Source organism: Ruminococcus sp. (genome assembly GCF_024684275.1).
This window is the reverse complement of the sequence record NZ_JAIKXF010000055.1, coordinates 124,941-141,830: the sequence shown is the minus strand read 5'-3', so window position 1 is coordinate 141,830 and position 16,890 is coordinate 124,941. Positions and strand designations below refer to the sequence as shown.

At 45.8% G+C, this 16,890-nt stretch carries 13 protein-coding genes and 2 tRNA genes; 11 read left to right on the top strand and 4 right to left on the bottom strand.

Features of this window, described 5'->3' with window-relative positions; all coding sequences use genetic code 11:
* Nucleotides 1–30 precede the first annotated feature (30 nt).
* Entirely contained in the window at nucleotides 31–666 is a 636-nt protein-coding gene (locus K5677_RS06545) for a glycerol-3-phosphate acyltransferase (protein WP_296726018.1), read from the bottom strand.
* Between the two features lie 241 nt (nucleotides 667–907).
* Between K5677_RS06545 and K5677_RS06540 the strand changes: the two genes are divergently transcribed.
* Both K5677_RS06540 and K5677_RS06535 read left to right on the top strand, forming a co-directional pair.
* A complete protein-coding gene (locus K5677_RS06540) occupies nucleotides 908–1,468 on the top strand; it encodes a sigma-70 family RNA polymerase sigma factor (protein ID WP_296726016.1) in 561 nt (186 codons plus the stop codon).
* Between the two features lie 11 nt (nucleotides 1,469–1,479).
* On the top strand, nucleotides 1,480–3,447 hold the full coding sequence (locus K5677_RS06535; RefSeq protein WP_296726014.1) for a hypothetical protein: 1,968 nt from the start codon (nucleotides 1,480–1,482) through the stop codon (nucleotides 3,445–3,447).
* A gap of 260 nt (nucleotides 3,448–3,707) precedes the next feature.
* Here K5677_RS06535 and K5677_RS06530 read toward each other — a convergent pair whose 3' ends face one another.
* The 3 genes from K5677_RS06530 to K5677_RS06520 all read right to left on the bottom strand — a co-directional run bounded on the left by K5677_RS06530 (nucleotide 3,708) and on the right by K5677_RS06520 (nucleotide 5,012).
* A complete protein-coding gene (locus K5677_RS06530) occupies nucleotides 3,708–4,661 on the bottom strand; it encodes a glycoside hydrolase family 5 protein (protein ID WP_296726012.1) in 954 nt (317 codons plus the stop codon).
* Nucleotides 4,662–4,797: 136 nt separating this feature from the next.
* A tRNA-Ser gene (locus tag K5677_RS06525) sits at nucleotides 4,798–4,887 on the bottom strand.
* 36 nt (nucleotides 4,888–4,923) lie between these two features.
* Nucleotides 4,924–5,012, bottom strand: a tRNA-Ser gene (locus tag K5677_RS06520).
* Between the two features lie 267 nt (nucleotides 5,013–5,279).
* Between K5677_RS06520 and pyrH the strand changes: the two genes are divergently transcribed.
* The 9 genes from pyrH (at nucleotide 5,280) to K5677_RS06475 (ending at nucleotide 16,881) form a co-directional block, all read left to right on the top strand.
* Nucleotides 5,280–5,990 (top strand): UMP kinase, encoded by a 711-nt coding sequence (gene pyrH / locus K5677_RS06515; RefSeq protein ID WP_296726010.1) that lies wholly within the window; start codon nucleotides 5,280–5,282, stop codon nucleotides 5,988–5,990.
* 21 nt (nucleotides 5,991–6,011) lie between these two features.
* Nucleotides 6,012–6,566: a ribosome recycling factor gene (frr, locus tag K5677_RS06510; protein ID WP_296726008.1), complete on the top strand. Its 555-nt coding sequence runs from the start codon at nucleotides 6,012–6,014 to the stop codon at nucleotides 6,564–6,566.
* A gap of 10 nt (nucleotides 6,567–6,576) precedes the next feature.
* The gene (gene uppS / locus K5677_RS06505) at nucleotides 6,577–7,326 is read left to right on the top strand and encodes a polyprenyl diphosphate synthase (RefSeq protein WP_296726005.1); all 750 of its coding nucleotides are present in this window, start codon (nucleotides 6,577–6,579) and stop codon (nucleotides 7,324–7,326) included.
* Nucleotides 7,326–8,204, top strand: a complete 879-nt coding sequence (locus tag K5677_RS06500; protein ID WP_296726003.1) for a phosphatidate cytidylyltransferase — start codon at nucleotides 7,326–7,328, stop codon at nucleotides 8,202–8,204. The genes uppS and K5677_RS06500 overlap by 1 nt, the downstream gene beginning before the upstream one ends.
* 104 nt (nucleotides 8,205–8,308) lie before the next feature.
* Nucleotides 8,309–9,460, top strand: a complete 1,152-nt coding sequence (locus K5677_RS06495; RefSeq protein ID WP_296726000.1) for a 1-deoxy-D-xylulose-5-phosphate reductoisomerase — start codon at nucleotides 8,309–8,311, stop codon at nucleotides 9,458–9,460.
* 26 nt (nucleotides 9,461–9,486) lie between these two features.
* On the top strand, nucleotides 9,487–10,551 hold the full coding sequence (locus K5677_RS06490) for a site-2 protease family protein (RefSeq protein WP_296725997.1): 1,065 nt from the start codon (nucleotides 9,487–9,489) through the stop codon (nucleotides 10,549–10,551).
* A gap of 1 nt (nucleotide 10,552) precedes the next feature.
* A complete protein-coding gene (locus K5677_RS06485) occupies nucleotides 10,553–11,467 on the top strand; it encodes a ribonuclease Z (protein WP_296725995.1) in 915 nt (304 codons plus the stop codon).
* Between the two features lie 13 nt (nucleotides 11,468–11,480).
* Nucleotides 11,481–12,518 (top strand): flavodoxin-dependent (E)-4-hydroxy-3-methylbut-2-enyl-diphosphate synthase, encoded by a 1,038-nt coding sequence (ispG, locus tag K5677_RS06480; RefSeq protein ID WP_296725994.1) that lies wholly within the window; start codon nucleotides 11,481–11,483, stop codon nucleotides 12,516–12,518.
* A gap of 37 nt (nucleotides 12,519–12,555) precedes the next feature.
* A complete protein-coding gene (locus tag K5677_RS06475) occupies nucleotides 12,556–16,881 on the top strand; it encodes a PolC-type DNA polymerase III (RefSeq protein WP_296725990.1) in 4,326 nt (1,441 codons plus the stop codon).
* The last annotated feature ends 9 nt before the right edge of the window (nucleotides 16,882–16,890 follow it).

The following is a 16,890-nucleotide window of genomic DNA, read 5'->3' as shown; positions in this document are numbered from 1 at the left end:
GGTCACAAAAAAGCCCCCGAAGGGACTTTTTTAATCGTTTGTATTCTTTTTAATCCTTGCGATCTCCTGTTCCTTCTTCCACAGGAAGCTTATATGAGCTTCTGTGCCGTTCTGTATTCTCTTGAAATTCTCAATATGTTTAAAGAGAATGACCAGTGCAACAACGGAAAGTATAGCTGTACCAATGGGATCGCCCGTTATAAGAGCATATATCACAGTGAATATGACCGAACCTGTAACAGGAACAACGCAGACGTAATCCAGAGAGAAGCCCAGAATCATTTCAAAGCCGAGAAGCAGTATAAATACAACAGGATTGAATGCCAGGATAGTTCCGCCCAGAGAGGCCAGACCTTTACCGCCATGAAACTTCATAAGGACAGGAAAAATATGTCCGAGAATACAGCATGAGCCTGCAAGTATTTTTGCGAATCTGAGCTGCGGAAACAGATAAGCACCTAAAACTGATGCTGCAACAGCCTTGAATATATCGAAAAGAGCAACAAAGAGACCTGCTTTTTTTCCGACTGTAATAACGGTGTTAGAAGCTCCTGCATTGCCTGAGCCTCTCTGACGTATATCGAATCCTTTAAGCTTTGAGATAATGAAAGCAGGGTTGATATTGCCGAAGAGATAGCCAATAAGAGCACATAAAACAACCTGCATAACGCCCTCCCAGTTATAAGGCAGTATAGCTGCCTTGTTAAAAAAATGACTAACCACATCTATAATAATATTATAATACCATATTTCCTTCAAAAAGTAAATACCCGAAATAGATTTTTTTAAGGATATATAGTTAAATAATAAAAATATATTTTCCCTGTTTCGTTTTGTAAGGGGAAAACGATTAGTATTAATGAAAGGACAAATACTGATCATATAAATTTTGCAAGGAGTGAGACAAATGAATGAAAATGATCTGCGGCAGCTGATAAAAACTGCTCCCGAAAGAGGACAGCGGGCTTTTTATGATAAATATTTCAACTACGTCTATACTATAGTTTATGCAAAGCTTAAATGTTATGCCAAGCCTGAGGATATAGACGAATGTGTAGGGGACGTTTTTGCTCACTGTTTTTTCTATTTTGATAAGCAGGAGGAGATAAACGGCGACCTCAAAGCTTTTGCAGCGGCTGTTGCACGAAATAAGGCAGTAGATACATACAGAAAGGTATCACGGCATAAGGAACGAAATGTATCAATTGATGATACGGAGGAAATGGTCTCAGAGGAAAATGTTGCAGAGTCCGCAGAGACTATTGAAATGAGGCAGCTTTTGTATGATAAGGTCAGCGAGCTGGGCGAGCCCGACTCGACTATAATAATACAGAAGTATTACTACGGACGAAGCTCAAAGGAGATAGCAAGGATAGTTGAGCTTTCGTCTGATAATGTCAGGGCAAGATGCAGCCGTGCAGTGAAAAAGCTGCGTGAACTGCTTATGCAGGCAGGATTTGCGAGATAGGAGGTTATGACATGAAAGACGAGCTTGATATGATATTTAGCGGCAAGGATACGGATATAGAGAAGATATCTGCGAGGTATAAGGCAGTGGACGACAAGAGAAAAGAAAAGATATATGAAATAAGCAAAAGAAAGTATGATATATTAAAGGCAGGCGAGGGCGAGAGCTCCGATGACGGCTTTATAGTAAGCGCACAGGGCGTTGAGCGCTACAGCCGTCCGAAGTTTTACAGGTATTTCTCTGCGGCAGCGGCAGCTGTGGTGCTGTTCGGAGGTATATGCGGCGGTGTAATGCTGTCACGTTCTTCAAGGGTGCAGCCTATGAATTCAAGCAGTGATCCTGAGGTGACTGCAACTACAGTTGCACCTGCATCATCTGAAGTGATCTTCAGCGATAACGAGGCCGTGGATAAGCTTGTAAGTAACCTTGAGATGCTCGAAAAGCCGCAGTATCCCGATGGAGGCAGCACTGATATTTCGGAAGCAATATATTTCAATAAGGACGACTACGCTCCCGAGGTCGATAAAATAATGAACCTTACAAAGTATTATTATGCTGTTACAGACGAGAGGATAGATACTGTTGAGGAGATAGAAGCTCTCCTTGATGATACATTTATCTATGAATCCCGTAACAGATACATGGGCGGAGACCTGAGCGGCTTTGAAGTGGGCTATGACTTCAGGGACGATTCAATGGCAAATAAGTATGTAAAGACATTTATCAACTATAACGGCAAGATATATGCTCAGAGCCTGTGCGCACCTGCTGCATCTATTTCACATGGATTTGAAAGCTTGTATAATTTCAGCAATTACAAGCTTGTATCCTCTGAGTTTAAAGAGGGCGGTGAGCTGCTGGCTATGAACAGAATAATCTACGATGAGGAGCAGCAGCCTGTCCCCCTTGATAAGCTTGTTACCTGCGCAAGAGTATATGAAAGACCTGACGGAGAGAAGGTTAAAGCTGAGATAGAGCTCCTTCCGGAGGACGGTGTATGGAAGATCGCTGAATTCTGGATTTCTCTTGAAAATGAGGACGGCGAGGCAGTATACAATAATAATACTCTATTCCCAGTTCTCGAAGGCAAGGATTCCGCACAGGAGAATGCGGGCAAATTTGGCGAGCTTCAGCTCCACGAGCAGCTGGTATATCCAAATTTTGACGAAGCAGTCGCGGTTTGTGAAGAGATCGACAGAGTGAATAACAATGGCGGATATGAATTCAAGAGGGTAGATGTTGAGAAGTATACTGCAAAAATACTTGAAGCATCAGACTATAATGAAAGGAATACTCTTGAAAACAAGAGCTATATCTATCACCTTATGCTGAATTCATCAAGATATTTCGATACAGCTGATCTGACATATTATTACAAAAGAGATTATGAGAACGAGATATTTGAAATGACAGGGCATTGTCTGGCAGACAATGCAGGAAGATATATCTATGTGGATTATAAAGACAATAACAGCGAACCGCGCTATGATACAACGATGTGTATGTATAATAATATGTGGATAAATTCGGATAATATCAAAAAGACATATATCGAATCCGAAGAAGACACATCATTTACGTCCAACAGCTTTATTCCCGATAATTACCGCGTTATAGATTATTACAATGAAAGCGGCGATGCAGAGAATTATGCATTCCTCGGAGATACAGTGTTTGGTCAGCTGGGCAGAGAGAGTCTTTATCCCTCGACTTTGGAGATGCACGATTTTGATGGCTGGCATATTGAGAGAACAGAGGATATACTCGGCAGACAGTGTGCGGTCATAGAGTTTGGCGGAGCAAATTATATAGCTGAAAAATATGTTGACCTGAGAACGGGTATAGTTCTGAAAAGTACAGAACATACTCTGGATATTAATGAGGCGTGTGAAGTTAGTGTAAAGAGTGTAGACATCGACAAACCGCTGGAATACATCTATTTTGATCCTACAGGTTATACAAAATCCCCAGAGCAGTAAAAAAATATCTCCCTTGTGAAAGGCTGATGCCCATATAGAAGTTTTGCCCCTGAGCATCTTAAAGTGCTCAGGGGCATTGTGCTTATTTATGCTGCTAAGATAAATAGTCAGATTCTGATTTATGCTATTAACAATTATATCATGGCATTGAAGCACTGTCAATAAAAACGCCATAGTACTTCTGACCTTACATCAGAAATACTATGGCAAAAAAGCTTCTTTATTAGTACCGACCTAAAAGCAGATGGGATAGCCTTTTATTAAAGCAGGCTGATAAGCTGGTCGTGAACTACGCTGAGTCTTTCGTCGGAAAGACCAAAGTCCATAGCTTTATAGTTCCACGCGGCTCTGCCGATATTATGTTTTCTGAAAACGGCGTTGATAGTTCTGTACCATTTCAGCGTATCCTCGGGAGAAACAACGTCGATACAGCCATATTCTCCGCAGTAAAGACCTGTGCCGTGCTTCTCAGCCTTAGCGATAGCGGTGGAGAACAGCTCCTCGAAGTATTCCTCTGAAGTAACACTATCCTCAAAAGCCATGCGCTCCTCAGGAATGATAGCGTCTGTCCAGTAAGCACCCTGATGTGTGAATTTAAGTGGCTCGTAGCAGTGCATATTGTAGAAAACGTTGTCATCATAGGGCTCGTCCAGATACTGAACAGTGCTTGCGCTGTTGTTGTAATAGCTTCCCACAAGTATGATCACATCGGGAGCTATAGCTCTGATGCGGCGGATACATTCCTTTGCTATCCTGTTCCATGCGTCGATGAATGAAGCGTCCGTTACCTCGTTGAGAAGCTCGAAAGCAACATTTGGCGTTAAACTGCCATAGCGCCTTGCGACCTCCTCCCACAGACGGTAGAAGCGCTCCTGATACTCCTCGCTGTCGAAGAATCCGTGTTCGTCCTCGCCGTAGTAGTCGAAAGAAAAGCCTGCGGTCTTGTGAAGGTCAAGTATAATATTAAGTCCGTTTGCCTTGCAGGCATTGACAGCCATAGTAAGGTAAGCGAAGCCCTCATCGTTGAAAGAGCCGTCATTGTTCTCGATAATATTATAGTCAAATGGGACACGGATATGGTCTATGCCCCATGAAGCTGCGATTTTAAAGTCGTTTTCGGTAATAAAGGAGTCAAGATGCTCCTTTTCATAATTGCACTGTGATAGCCAGCCGCCGAAGTTTACTCCCTTATTGAATCCGATCATTTTTTTCATACTGATCGCCTCCTTTGAAAAAAGTATAGCATATTTATAAAGAAAACTATACTTGTTTTATGTGAAAAATAATAAATTCATGATATATGAGTGGTGATCAAGGTAATAAAAAACCTGCATTCAAAGAATGCAGGTTTGGCGCGGATTGAGAGATTTGAACTCTCGCGCCGGTTTCCCGACCTACTCCCTTAGCAGGGGAGCCCCTTCACCACTTGGGTAAATCCGCAAACCGACGAGCGAGAAACTCACCGATAAAAAATAATGGCGGAGAGGGTGGGATTCGAACCCACGTGACCGTTAAGTCAAACGGTTTTCAAGACCGCCTCGTTATGACCGCTTCGATACCTCTCCATTTTTACTGCCGAATTAATCAGCTTTTATATTATACCACGGTGAGCGGCAGTTGTCAAGAAAAAATAAAAAATATTAGTGACGATAAATTTTCAACATTTTGGTGCATAATATACAATCGAAGATGTTGAGAAATAATACTGCGCTGAAAATGAAAAATTCCTGTAAATTTTTTCGGTAAAAATGTTTTTTTTGAAGGAATATACTTTACATTATTACAAAATTAGTGTAAAATATACTATAGATAATTTTTTGTGAGGTGCTTATATGGAACCAAAGTATAAAAGAATATTATTAAAGGTCAGCGGTGAGGCTCTGGCAGGTGACAAGAAGACAGGTCTAAACTATGACGTAGTTACAGAGATATGTCAGAGCATAAAGAAGTGTGCTGACGCAGGCGCTCAGGTAGCAGTGGTCGTCGGCGGGGGCAACTTCTGGAGAGGACGTTCAAGCGGAGCTATGGACAGAACTCGTGCAGACCATATCGGTATGCTTGCTACAACAATGAACGCACTTGCACTTGCAGATGTACTTGAATCACTTGGCTGTGTAGTAAGAGTACAGACTGCTCTCCAGATGTCAGCTATCGCAGAACCCTATATACGCAACAGAGCTGTAAGACATCTTGACAAGGGCAGGATCGTTATCTTCGGCTGCGGCACAGGAAACCCATTCTTCTCAACAGATACAGCTGCTGCACTCCGCTCTGTAGAAATTGATGCAGATATACTTCTCAAGGCTACTCTCGTTGACGGAGTATATGATAAGGACCCCCATAAGTTTGACGACGCTAAGAAATACGAAACACTTACATTCTCACAGGTCATCGGCGAGGGACTTGCAGTTATGGACAGCACAGCTGCTGCTATGTGCCGTGACAACAACATGAAGATGCTGGTATTTGACCTTAGCCGTCCCGACAATATCTACGACGCCGTAATGGGCGCAAATATCGGAACAGTAGTATCCGAGGACTGATCAACGAAAGGAATCACTATCATGAAAGAACAGCTTAATATCGCTAAGGAAAAAATGAACAAGAGCCTCAATGCCCTCGGAAACGAGTTTGCTTCTATCCGTGCCGGTAGAGCTAACCCCGGAGTTCTCGACAAGGTTATGGTGGATTATTACGGAGCTCCCACACCTGTGAACCAGATGGCAGCAGTATCCGTATCAGAGGCAAGAATACTGGTTATCCAGCCCTGGGATAAGTCTACACTGAAGCTTATCGAGAAGGCAATACAGGCTTCTGATATAGGCATCCAGCCTGTAAACGACGGAAACGTTATCCGCCTTGCTTTCCCTCAGCTCACTGAGGATCGCCGTAAGGAGCTCTGCAAGAGCATAAAGAAGTACGGCGAGGAGTGTAAGGTAACTGTTCGTTCTATCAGACGTGACACAATGGAAAAGTACAAGGCAATGAAGAAAAACTCCGAGATCACAGAGGACGACCTCAAGGACTGTGAAAAGAAGGTTCAGGATCTTACAGATAAGATGTGTGCTGACATTGATAAAATGGTAGCAGAAAAAGAAAAAGAGATCATGACTGTTTGATTGGTGGAATATGGCATTATTTGGTAAGAAAGATAAAACAGGATCATCTGAGCTGGTGCTCCCCGAAAAGCTTCCCGAGCACGTAGCTTTTATTATGGACGGAAATGGCAGATGGGCTAAGAAGCGCGGTCTGCCCCGTTCACTGGGACACCGTGAGGGAGCTAAGAACTTCCGTACTATTGTACGTCACTGCAAGGACATCGGACTCAAGGCCATAAGCTTCTATGCATTCTCAACAGAGAACTGGAAGCGCTCACAGGAAGAGGTAGGCGCTCTTATGAACCTTTTCCGTGATTACCTTGCTGACGTAAGAAACTTCCTCAGCGAGAATACAAGAATGGTCTTTCTCGGCGACAAGAGCGCCTTTGCTGATGATATTCGTGAGAAAATGGAAAAGCTGGAGGCTGATTCAGCCGATTATGATGAGATGACCATTCTCATGGCAGTAAATTACGGAGGACGTGACGAGATAACTCATGCGGCAAAGCTTCTTGCTGAAAGGGCTGCAAAGGGCGAGATACGCCCCGAGGATATAACAGAGCAGACTATCTCCGATAACCTATATACAGCAGGCTATCCTGATGTTGACCTGCTTATCCGACCAAGCGGTGAGCAGAGAATATCAAACTTCCTCATCTGGCAGAGTGCATATGCGGAGTTCTATTATACAGACGTTCTCTGGCCTGATTTCACTCCCGAGGAGCTTGACAAGGCTCTTATCGAGTACGCTCACAGAAACCGCCGCTTCGGAGGTGTGTGATGCTTACACGAATCATTTCGGGAGCAGTAGGCGTTGTACTTCTCGGTGCAGTACTGTTTTTTCATGATACGATAGTACTGCCCATAGCAGTTGCGGCTATCATCGCAGTAATGCTCTTTGAGCTTATCCGTGCAGTGAAGCTCCACAAGTGCCTGCCCATACTCATTGCGGCGGAGGCTTGCGGAATTGCCGTACCGATACTGTATGGCGTGCTGACAACGATCAATGTTATAGGAGTGGGATATCCCGGACATTTTGAGTTTAAGTCATGGCGCTATGCGGACAAATACAATTTATATGTATTCGGTATAATACTGCTCTGTGCCTTTGTTGTGTTCATTACATGGCTCAGGAAGCATAAGGAGATACGCTACGAGCAGGTATTTTTCGTACTTGCTGTAATGGTACTTGTGCCTCAGGCTATGACCACTATGGTGCGCATAGAGCGCTGTGACCATGAAAGCGGACTTTTCCTGCTTATCATGGGACTCTGCGGTGCATGGATAGCAGATACGGGAGCGTACTTCACAGGCGTTGCCATAGGTAAGCACAAGCTCTGCCCCGAGATAAGCCCCAAGAAGACTATCGAGGGACTTGTTGGCGGTATCCTTACAACGGCTGTCGTTTACGCTATTGCGTTTTCTGTCTACTACGGCTTTACTGCAAAGAGAGCTGTTATTGCCTGCATTACGGGTGCAGTATGCGCCATTATCGGTACAGTTGGCGACCTTTCTGCATCTATGGTAAAGCGCCAGATAGGCTTCAAGGACTACGGAAAGATAATGCCCGGTCACGGCGGACTTATGGACCGCTTTGACAGCGTTCTTTTCGTGCTGCCTACATTTTATGCATTTATCGCCATATTCGGCGTACAGTGATATTGCTGAAACGGACTATTCACGGATAGTCCCTTTCGCATTTTATAAAGGACTTTGTCAAAATAACCATTCGGAAGTTATTTCCGCGAAAAGGGGAAAATATAATGAATAAAACGGTGTCGATACTCGGTTCGACAGGTTCCATAGGTACTCAGTCGCTGGAGGTCTGTGAGAAGCACGGACTCAAAGTCGCTGCCCTTGCCGCTCACAGCAGTGTTGAGGCATTAGAGCAGCAGATAAGGAAATTCCGACCTGCATACGCCTGCATTTATAACGAGGAGAAGTACGGCGAGCTGAAAAGCCGTATCGCTGACCTTGATGTAAAGCTCTACAGCGGCATGGAGGGACTTTGCAAGCTGGCTTCTCTTGAAGAAGCTGATATCGTCCTCAATTCAGTTGTGGGTATGGTGGGACTTCTTCCCACACTTACTGCCATAGACGCAGGCAAGGACCTTGCTCTTGCCAATAAGGAGACTCTTGTGGCTGGCGGCGAGCTTGTAATGAAGGCTGCTGCTGACAAGGGAGTAAGGATATATCCCGTGGACAGCGAGCATTCGGCTATATTCCAGTGCTTGCAGGGCAACAAGCGCTCTCAGCTCAGCAAGATAATCCTGACTGCTTCGGGCGGACCATTCTTCGGCAGAAGCTATGAGGAGCTGAAAAGCGTAACAAAGGCTCAGGCGCTCCACCACCCAAATTGGGAAATGGGTAATAAAATAACCATCGACTCTGCTACACTTATGAATAAAGGACTTGAATTCATCGAGGCAAAATGGCTCTTTGACCTCACACCCGACCAGATAGAGATAGTGGTACACCGCCAGAGCGTTGTCCACTCTGCTGTTGAGTACAACGATTACTCGGTAATAGCGCAAATGGGCGTTCCCGATATGAAGATACCGATACAGTATGCCCTTCTTTATCCTGACAGAATGAGCTGTCCTACGGGACGCCTTTCACTGACGGATTACGGAAAGCTCACCTTTGAAAAGCCCGACTATGACACCTTCAAGTGTCTGTCCGCAGCTATCGAAGCCATAAAGCGCGGCGGAGCTTATCCCTGCCTTGTAAATTCTGCTAACGAAGAAGCAGTAAAGGCATTTCTCCATGACGAGATACGTTTTATAGAGATAGGCGAAATGGTATCATCGGTGCTTGAAAGGTTCAAGCCCGCTGAAATAAAGAGCTATGATGATGTAATGAAAGCCGATACTGCGGCAAGGTCATACGTAAGGGAGCGTATCGCGGCTGAATAAGCTGCATTAAGAAAGGAAAAGGCAACATGGGTATTATTATTGCGATACTTATATTCGGACTAATAGTGACAGTTCACGAATTCGGACATTTTATATGTGCTAAGCTAAGCGGCATAAAGGTGCTGGAGTTTTCAGTCGGTATGGGACCCAAGCTTCTCCAGAAGCAGAAGGGTGAGACAAAATATTCTCTGAGAGCCCTGCCCATAGGCGGTTACTGTGCTATGGAGGGAGAGGATTCCACCAACGTCGATCCGAGAAGCTTCCGCAATGCAAAGCTGTGGAAGCGTATGATAGTTCTTGTGGCAGGTGCAGCAATGAATTTCGTGCTTGGTATAGTCATGCTTATGATACTTGTATGCATGATGGATCAGGTGCCTACAACTGCTATCAAGGGATTCAGCGGTCAGCGCAACGATGACGGTACTGTAACTTATTATGCCGAGAGCTACGAAACAGGACTGCGCCACGGTGATAAGCTCATATCCATTGACGGCACAAGAATATACAGCACTCTTGACCTCAATTACATCTTTGATTCCATATCCAGCAGCGAGGGACACAAGGTAGTTGTAAAGCGTGACGGAAAAAGGCTCACACTTAACGATGTATTCTTTGAGGATAAGGCAGAGGGCGGCGGAGTTATCGACTTCGGCGTTGTTTACAAGGATAAGACTCCGCTTACCGTGATAAAGGGCTCGGGAGACATCTTCATGTCCATGAGCCATATCGTCGGACTTTCACTGAAGCAGATGCTGACGGGACAGCTCCACAAGGAGGACGTTTCGGGACCTGTAGGCGTTGTAACAGCTATCAGCGAGCAGACCAAGAATAACGAGTCTATAGCTGACGCTATCTACAAGCTTATATATATGACAGCCCTTATAACCATAAACGTTGGTATATTCAATCTTCTTCCTGTTCCGGGACTTGACGGCGGACGCCTTCTTTTCTGCTTCATAGAGCTCATACGCCGCAAGCCTGTAAAGCCAGAGCATGAGGGCTACGTACACCTTGCAGGCATGGTCCTTCTTTTCGGAGTGATGATATTCGCAACCTATAACGATATTGCAAGACTTATTACAGGAGGATAAAATGCCTGAAATATGCTTATTGGGAACAGGCGGAATGCTGCCCTTAAAGGATAGGTTCCTTACAAGCCTCTATGCCGAATACAACGGAAAGGCTGTCCTTATCGACTGCGGTGAGGGGACACAGGTCGCCATTGCAAAGCATGGACTAAAATTGAGCAGGATAGAGCTCCTGCTCATTACTCACTGCCATGCAGACCATGTTACGGGACTTCCCGGGCTTCTGCTCTCTATCGGCAACAGCTCACGAACCGAGCCCCTCGATATAGCAGCTCCCGAGAGCTGTCTGCCTGTGCTGAGGAATCTCATGACCGTCTGCGGAGCTCTGCCCTATGAGGTAAGACTTCACGGACTTCCCGAAAATTCGTCCTGTGAGTTTTCGGCTGATATGATAGACTCAATGCTGACCATAAAAACGCTGCCCCTTTCACACAGAGTGAGCTGTCTGGGGTACAGCCTTTTATTAAGCCGCAAGCCGCCATTCCTTCCCGAAAATGCTAAGGCTCTCAATATACCTGTGGAATACTGGAAAAGGCTTCACGCAGGTGAAGCTGTCACCCTTGATGACGGCAGGAGCATAGCTCCAGATGCGGTAACGGGTGAAAAACGGGCTCCTATAAAGATAACCTATACTACGGATACTCTTCCCATCGCGGAGCTGGCAGGCTTTGCCGAGAGCTCCGACCTTTTCATATGTGAGGGTATGTACGGGCTGCCTGAAAAAAAGGAGTCAATGAATGAAAAGTGCCATATGCTAATGCAGGACGCCTGTGATATTGCAGTAAAAGCCAACGTTAAGAGGCTGTGGCTGACACATTACAGCCCTGCGGAAAAGGAACCTGCAATATACGCGGAGGAACTGAGACAAATATTCCCCGAAGCTGTAATAACAGCAGACGGAGCGAAAATAACTCTATAATAGGAGAGATTTTATGAGAAATGTTAGACCAGTAAAGGTAGGGGACTGCGTCCTCGACGGAAAGCATATATATATCCAGTCCATGCTCAATATGCGTTCGGACGACATCGAGGGCAGTGTAAGGCAGGCTGTAGAGCTTGAAAAGGCAGGCTGTGAGATAATCCGCGCAGCTATACCAAATATGGAGGCTGTAAGGCTTATCCCTGCTATCAAGGAGGCTGTGAACATCCCACTTGTGGCGGATATACACTTTGATTATAAGCTGGCTATCGAGTCCGCAGCAGCAGGTGTTGACAAGATACGCATAAACCCCGGTAATATCGGCGGAATGGACAGAGTCAAGGCGGTAGTTGACGCCTGCCGTGCAAGAAACCTCCCTATACGTATCGGAGTAAATTCAGGTTCTCTTGAAAAAGAGATACTGGCTAAGTACGGCTCGCCGACACCCGAGGCTCTTGTTGAGAGTGCTATGGGACACGCTGCTATGTTGGAGCATTTCGACTTCAACGACATAGTTATCTCAATAAAGTCATCAGATGTAAACAAAATGATCGCTTCCTACAGATTAGCTGCACAGAAGTGCAGTTATCCGCTTCACCTCGGAGTTACCGAGGCTGGTACAGAGCGCATGGGACTTATCAAGTCCGCTATCGGTATAGGTTCGCTGCTCTGTGACGGCATTGGTGAGACTATCCGTGTATCTCTTACAGATGATCCTATCCGCGAGATAGCTGCCGCTAAGGATATACTCAAAAGTATCGGCAAGCGCGGCGGTGTAAGGATAGTTTCATGTCCTACCTGCGGAAGAACTCGTATCGACCTTGTCAAGGCTGCAAAAATGGTTGAGGAAGCAGTAAAGGACATGGAAAAGGATATAACAGTTGCTGTTATGGGCTGTATCGTAAACGGTCCGGGAGAAGCCCGTGAAGCTGACGTTGGTATCGCAGGCGGTGATGGCTGTGCTATCATCTTCAAAAAGGACGGTACTCAGCGCAAGATAAAGGAAGAGGACATAGTTCCGGAGCTTCTTGCAGAGATAGATAAACTTTAATTCTGAATTCTCAATTCATTTGGACGGGAGTTATAAAATGCAGGTCAAAATATCCGAATTTCTGAAGGAATATACATCGGAGCTGCCCGAAAGTGTGCTCAGCGGTGAGATATTCAAGCTTACATATACAGAAAACCTTGAATCTATCCGCTTTCATGCTCATTTTGACGAGGTCGTTCCCAGCGATGATATATTCGCGTTTGAAAAAGCAGTTGAGGCTGCCATAAAGGTAGAGCAGGTGAGGCTTGCCTGCCGTTATCCCTCCGGGAAATTCGGCATGGAATGCTACGGCGAGCTTATCAAGCTTTTAAAGCGTGATATACCTGTAGTCAACGGTTTTCTCGACGATGCCGATGTAAGTCTCGGAAACGGAGAGCTTCGTATAAAGATAGTTCACGGCGGAAGGGATATACTTGATAAGTTCAACTTCTGCACGGGCTTTTCCAGAATGATATACAATCAGTTCGGTGTAAGAGTTAAAGTGCTTCTTGACGGCGATACATCGGTAAGTGTACAGCAGTATGACGAGATGATAGAGCGCCTTGAAGCTGATATGCCTGACTACAGCAGTCAGCTGATCCCGGATAAAACTCCCGACGAAATCAAGGCTGAGGAAATGAAGTCTGTTATCCCTACGGCAACTCTTGACGTAACCGCTCTTGATAAGGACTTCGATGCGGAGTCTGCTGAGATAGTCAAGGGCAGAGCTATCCGCGAAAAGCCAATATCTATATGTGAGGCTGTTCAGCGTCTCGGCGAAAAGGTAGTGGTGGTAGGAGATGTCTTTGCGTCAGAGCTCAAGGAGGTCCGCAACGAAAAGACCGTTGTCACATATGACATCACGGACTACAGCGGCTCTCTTAAAATAAAGATATTTGCCAAAAATGAGGAAGTCGAGGAGATGAAGCTGGGCTCTATAAAGAGCGGAGCCACCCTGCTTGTTGCAGGTAAGCTTGATTATGACTCGTATGCAAGAGATATTGTTATATCCGCAAATTCTCTCATAAAGGTAAAGCGCATACCCAAAATGGACAACTATCCCGAGAAGCGGGTTGAGCTTCACTGCCATAGTAATATGTCCGCTATGGACGCTGTTACCGATCCTGTTACACTCATCAACAGAGCGGCAAGCTGGGGACATCAGGCTATGGCTATAACCGACCACGGCAATGTGCAGGCTTTCCCTGACTGTATGTATAATATGCCCAAGAACTTCAAGGTCATCTACGGCATGGAGGCATACGTGGTAAACGATATCGAGCGTGATATGGTCGTTTACGGCGGCGATGACCGCTCCTTTGACGACGAGATAATTGTTTTCGACGTTGAGACTACCGGACTCAGCTTCCGCAACGACCGTCTCACGGAAATAGGTGCTGTAAAGCTGAAAAACCTACAGGTGGTGGACAGCTTCAACACAAAGGTGAACCCGGGATTCCATATCCCCGAGAGGATAACCGAGCTTACGGGTATAAGCGATGCCGATGTTGCCAACGCTCCAGACGAGGCAGAGGCACTTCGTATGTTCATGGAGTTCTGCGGAGACAAGCCTGTGCTTGTAGCCCATAACGCCCGTTACGATACCAATATGATAAATCAGGTCTGCAAGCGGCAGAGCATTGATTTTGAATATACATGGGTGGACACGCTGGTAATGTGTCAGTCCATGCTCCCCGAAATGGGACGCCATAAGCTGAATCTTGTGGCAAAACAGCTTAAACTCGGAAAATTTGACCACCACAGAGCCTCAGATGACGCTCTTATGCTGGCAAAAATATATATTGAGCTTATTGGCAGACTGAAAAGCGAAAGAAGCTTCAAGTCAATACAGCAGCTGAATATACTTGTGGACGAGATAGAGACAAAGAAGCTGAAAAGCTATCACTTTATCATACTTGTCCGCAATCAGGCAGGTCTGAAGAACCTCTACAGACTTGTATCCCTGAGTAACCTTGAATACTTCTATAAAAAGCCTCTTATCCCGAAATCAAAGCTTATTGAGCACCGAGAGGGACTTATCTACGGAAGCGCCTGTGAAGCCGGTGAGATATTTCAGGCTATGCTGGATATACGAGAACAGGACTATATCGACAACCTTGCGAAATTCTACGACTATCTTGAAATACAGCCCATAGGCAACAACAGGTTCATGGTGCGTGACGGAGTTGCAAAGGACGACGAGGAGCTACGCGATTTCAACCGCTATATAGTCGATATGGGCGACAGGCTGGGACTCCCTACCTGCGCTACCTGTGACGTACACTTCATTGACCCAAAGGACGCTATCTACCGTAAGATAATCCTTGCAAGCATGGGCTTCAAGGACGCTGAGGAGCAGGCTCCGCTGTATCTGCGTACTACCGAGGAGATGATGGCGGAGTTTGAATATCTTGGTGAGGACAAGGCGAAGGAAGTAGTTATCACCAACACCAATGCCATCGCCGACCAGATAGAGGTAGTCCGCCCCATACCAAAGGGCACATTTACGCCTACTATCGAGGGTGCTGAAGAAGAACTGGTGAAGATAACCCACGACAAGGCACACGAGATATACGGTGATCCGCTTCCCGAACTGGTTGACAAGCGTCTTGACCGAGAGCTTTCGTCTATCATCAAGCACGGATTCTCGGTTCTCTACATCATCGCACAGAAGCTGGTATGGAACTCAGTTGAGAACGGCTATCTCGTTGGTTCGAGAGGTTCCGTTGGTTCTTCATTTGTGGCTTCAATGGCAGGTATCTCGGAGGTAAATCCGCTTCCTCCCCATTATGTTTGTCCTAACTGTAAGCACAGTGAATTTCTGCTGGACGGTGTTTACGGCTCAGGTTTTGACCTGCCGCCTAAGAAGTGTCCCGACTGCGGAAAGGATATGAACCGCGACGGTCACGATATACCATTCGAGACCTTCCTCGGCTTTGACGGCGACAAAGCACCTGATATCGACCTTAACTTCTCTGATGAGTACCAGTTCTGGGCTCACAGATATACAGAGAAGCTTTTCGGTAAATCCAATGTTTTCAAGGCAGGAACTATCTCAGTTGTTGCTGAAAAGACCGCATACGGCTACGTAAAGAAGTACTGCGAGGAGAACGGTATCACGCTGAACAATGCGGAAATGAACCGGCTTGCTATCGGCTGTACAGGTATCAAGAGGACCACAGGTCAGCACCCTGGCGGAATGGTCGTTGTGCCGTCGGATTACGATGTTTACGACTTCACTCCCGTTCAGCACCCTGCTGATACTGCCGATTCTGAGATAATAACCACCCATTTCACATTCAACTCTCTCCATGATACCATTCTGAAGCTTGATGAGCTGGGACACGTTGTTCCTACCCTGTACAAGCACCTTGAAGATCTTACTGGTATCAAGATAAAGGACGTACCCACCTCAGATCCTGATGTTATCCGTATGTGTACGAACTGTGATGTGCTTGGAGTTACCCCCGAGGAGATATACTGCAAGACGGGAAGTCTCGGTATACCTGAAATGGGTACGGGATTTACCATACAGATGCTTCTGGACGCAAAGCCTACAAAGTTCAGTGACTTTTTGCAGATTTCCGGACTTTCGCACGGTACCGATGTTTGGCTGGGCAATGCAAAGGACCTTATCGACAACGGCGTATGTACAATTTCAGACGTTATCGGAACCCGTGACTCCATTATGACCTACCTTTTATATAAAGGTGTCGAGCCGAAAATGGCTTTCCAGATAATGGAGTGGACACGAAAGGGAAAAGCTCCTAAGCAGTTCACACCCGAGATAATACAAATGCTTCGTGACCATAATGTTCCTGAATGGTATATCGAGAGCTGTCTTAAAATAAAGTATATGTTCCCTAAGGCTCATGCGGCAGCATATGTTATCGCAGCCATAAAGCTGGGCTGGTTCAAGCTCCATATGCCGCTGGAGTACTATGCTACATATTTCTCCGTAAGAGGCGAGGACTTTGACGCTGAGCTTGCCGTTAAGGGTATTGGGGCAGTACGCGCTAAAATCGAAGAGATAAAGGCGCTTGGCAATGACAAGACCAACAAGGACAGCGCCCTCTATGATATTCTTCTCATCACTAACGAGATGATGTCAAGAGGCTATGAGTTCCTGCCAATAGACCTTTTCAAGTCTCATGCTACTGATTATCTTGTTGAGGACGGCAAGCTGAGGATACCGTTTTCGGCTATGAGCGGTGTCGGAGACAACGCGGCTAAGGGTATTTACGAGGCTGTGCAGAAGGGCGGATTCATGTCGATAGAGGAATTCCAGTCCGAGAGCGGAGCGTCAAAAACGACAATCGATATGTTGAAAAGTATAGGTGCATTTGGTGATTTACCCGAATCCACACAGATGTCTTTCTTTTAACTTGACTTT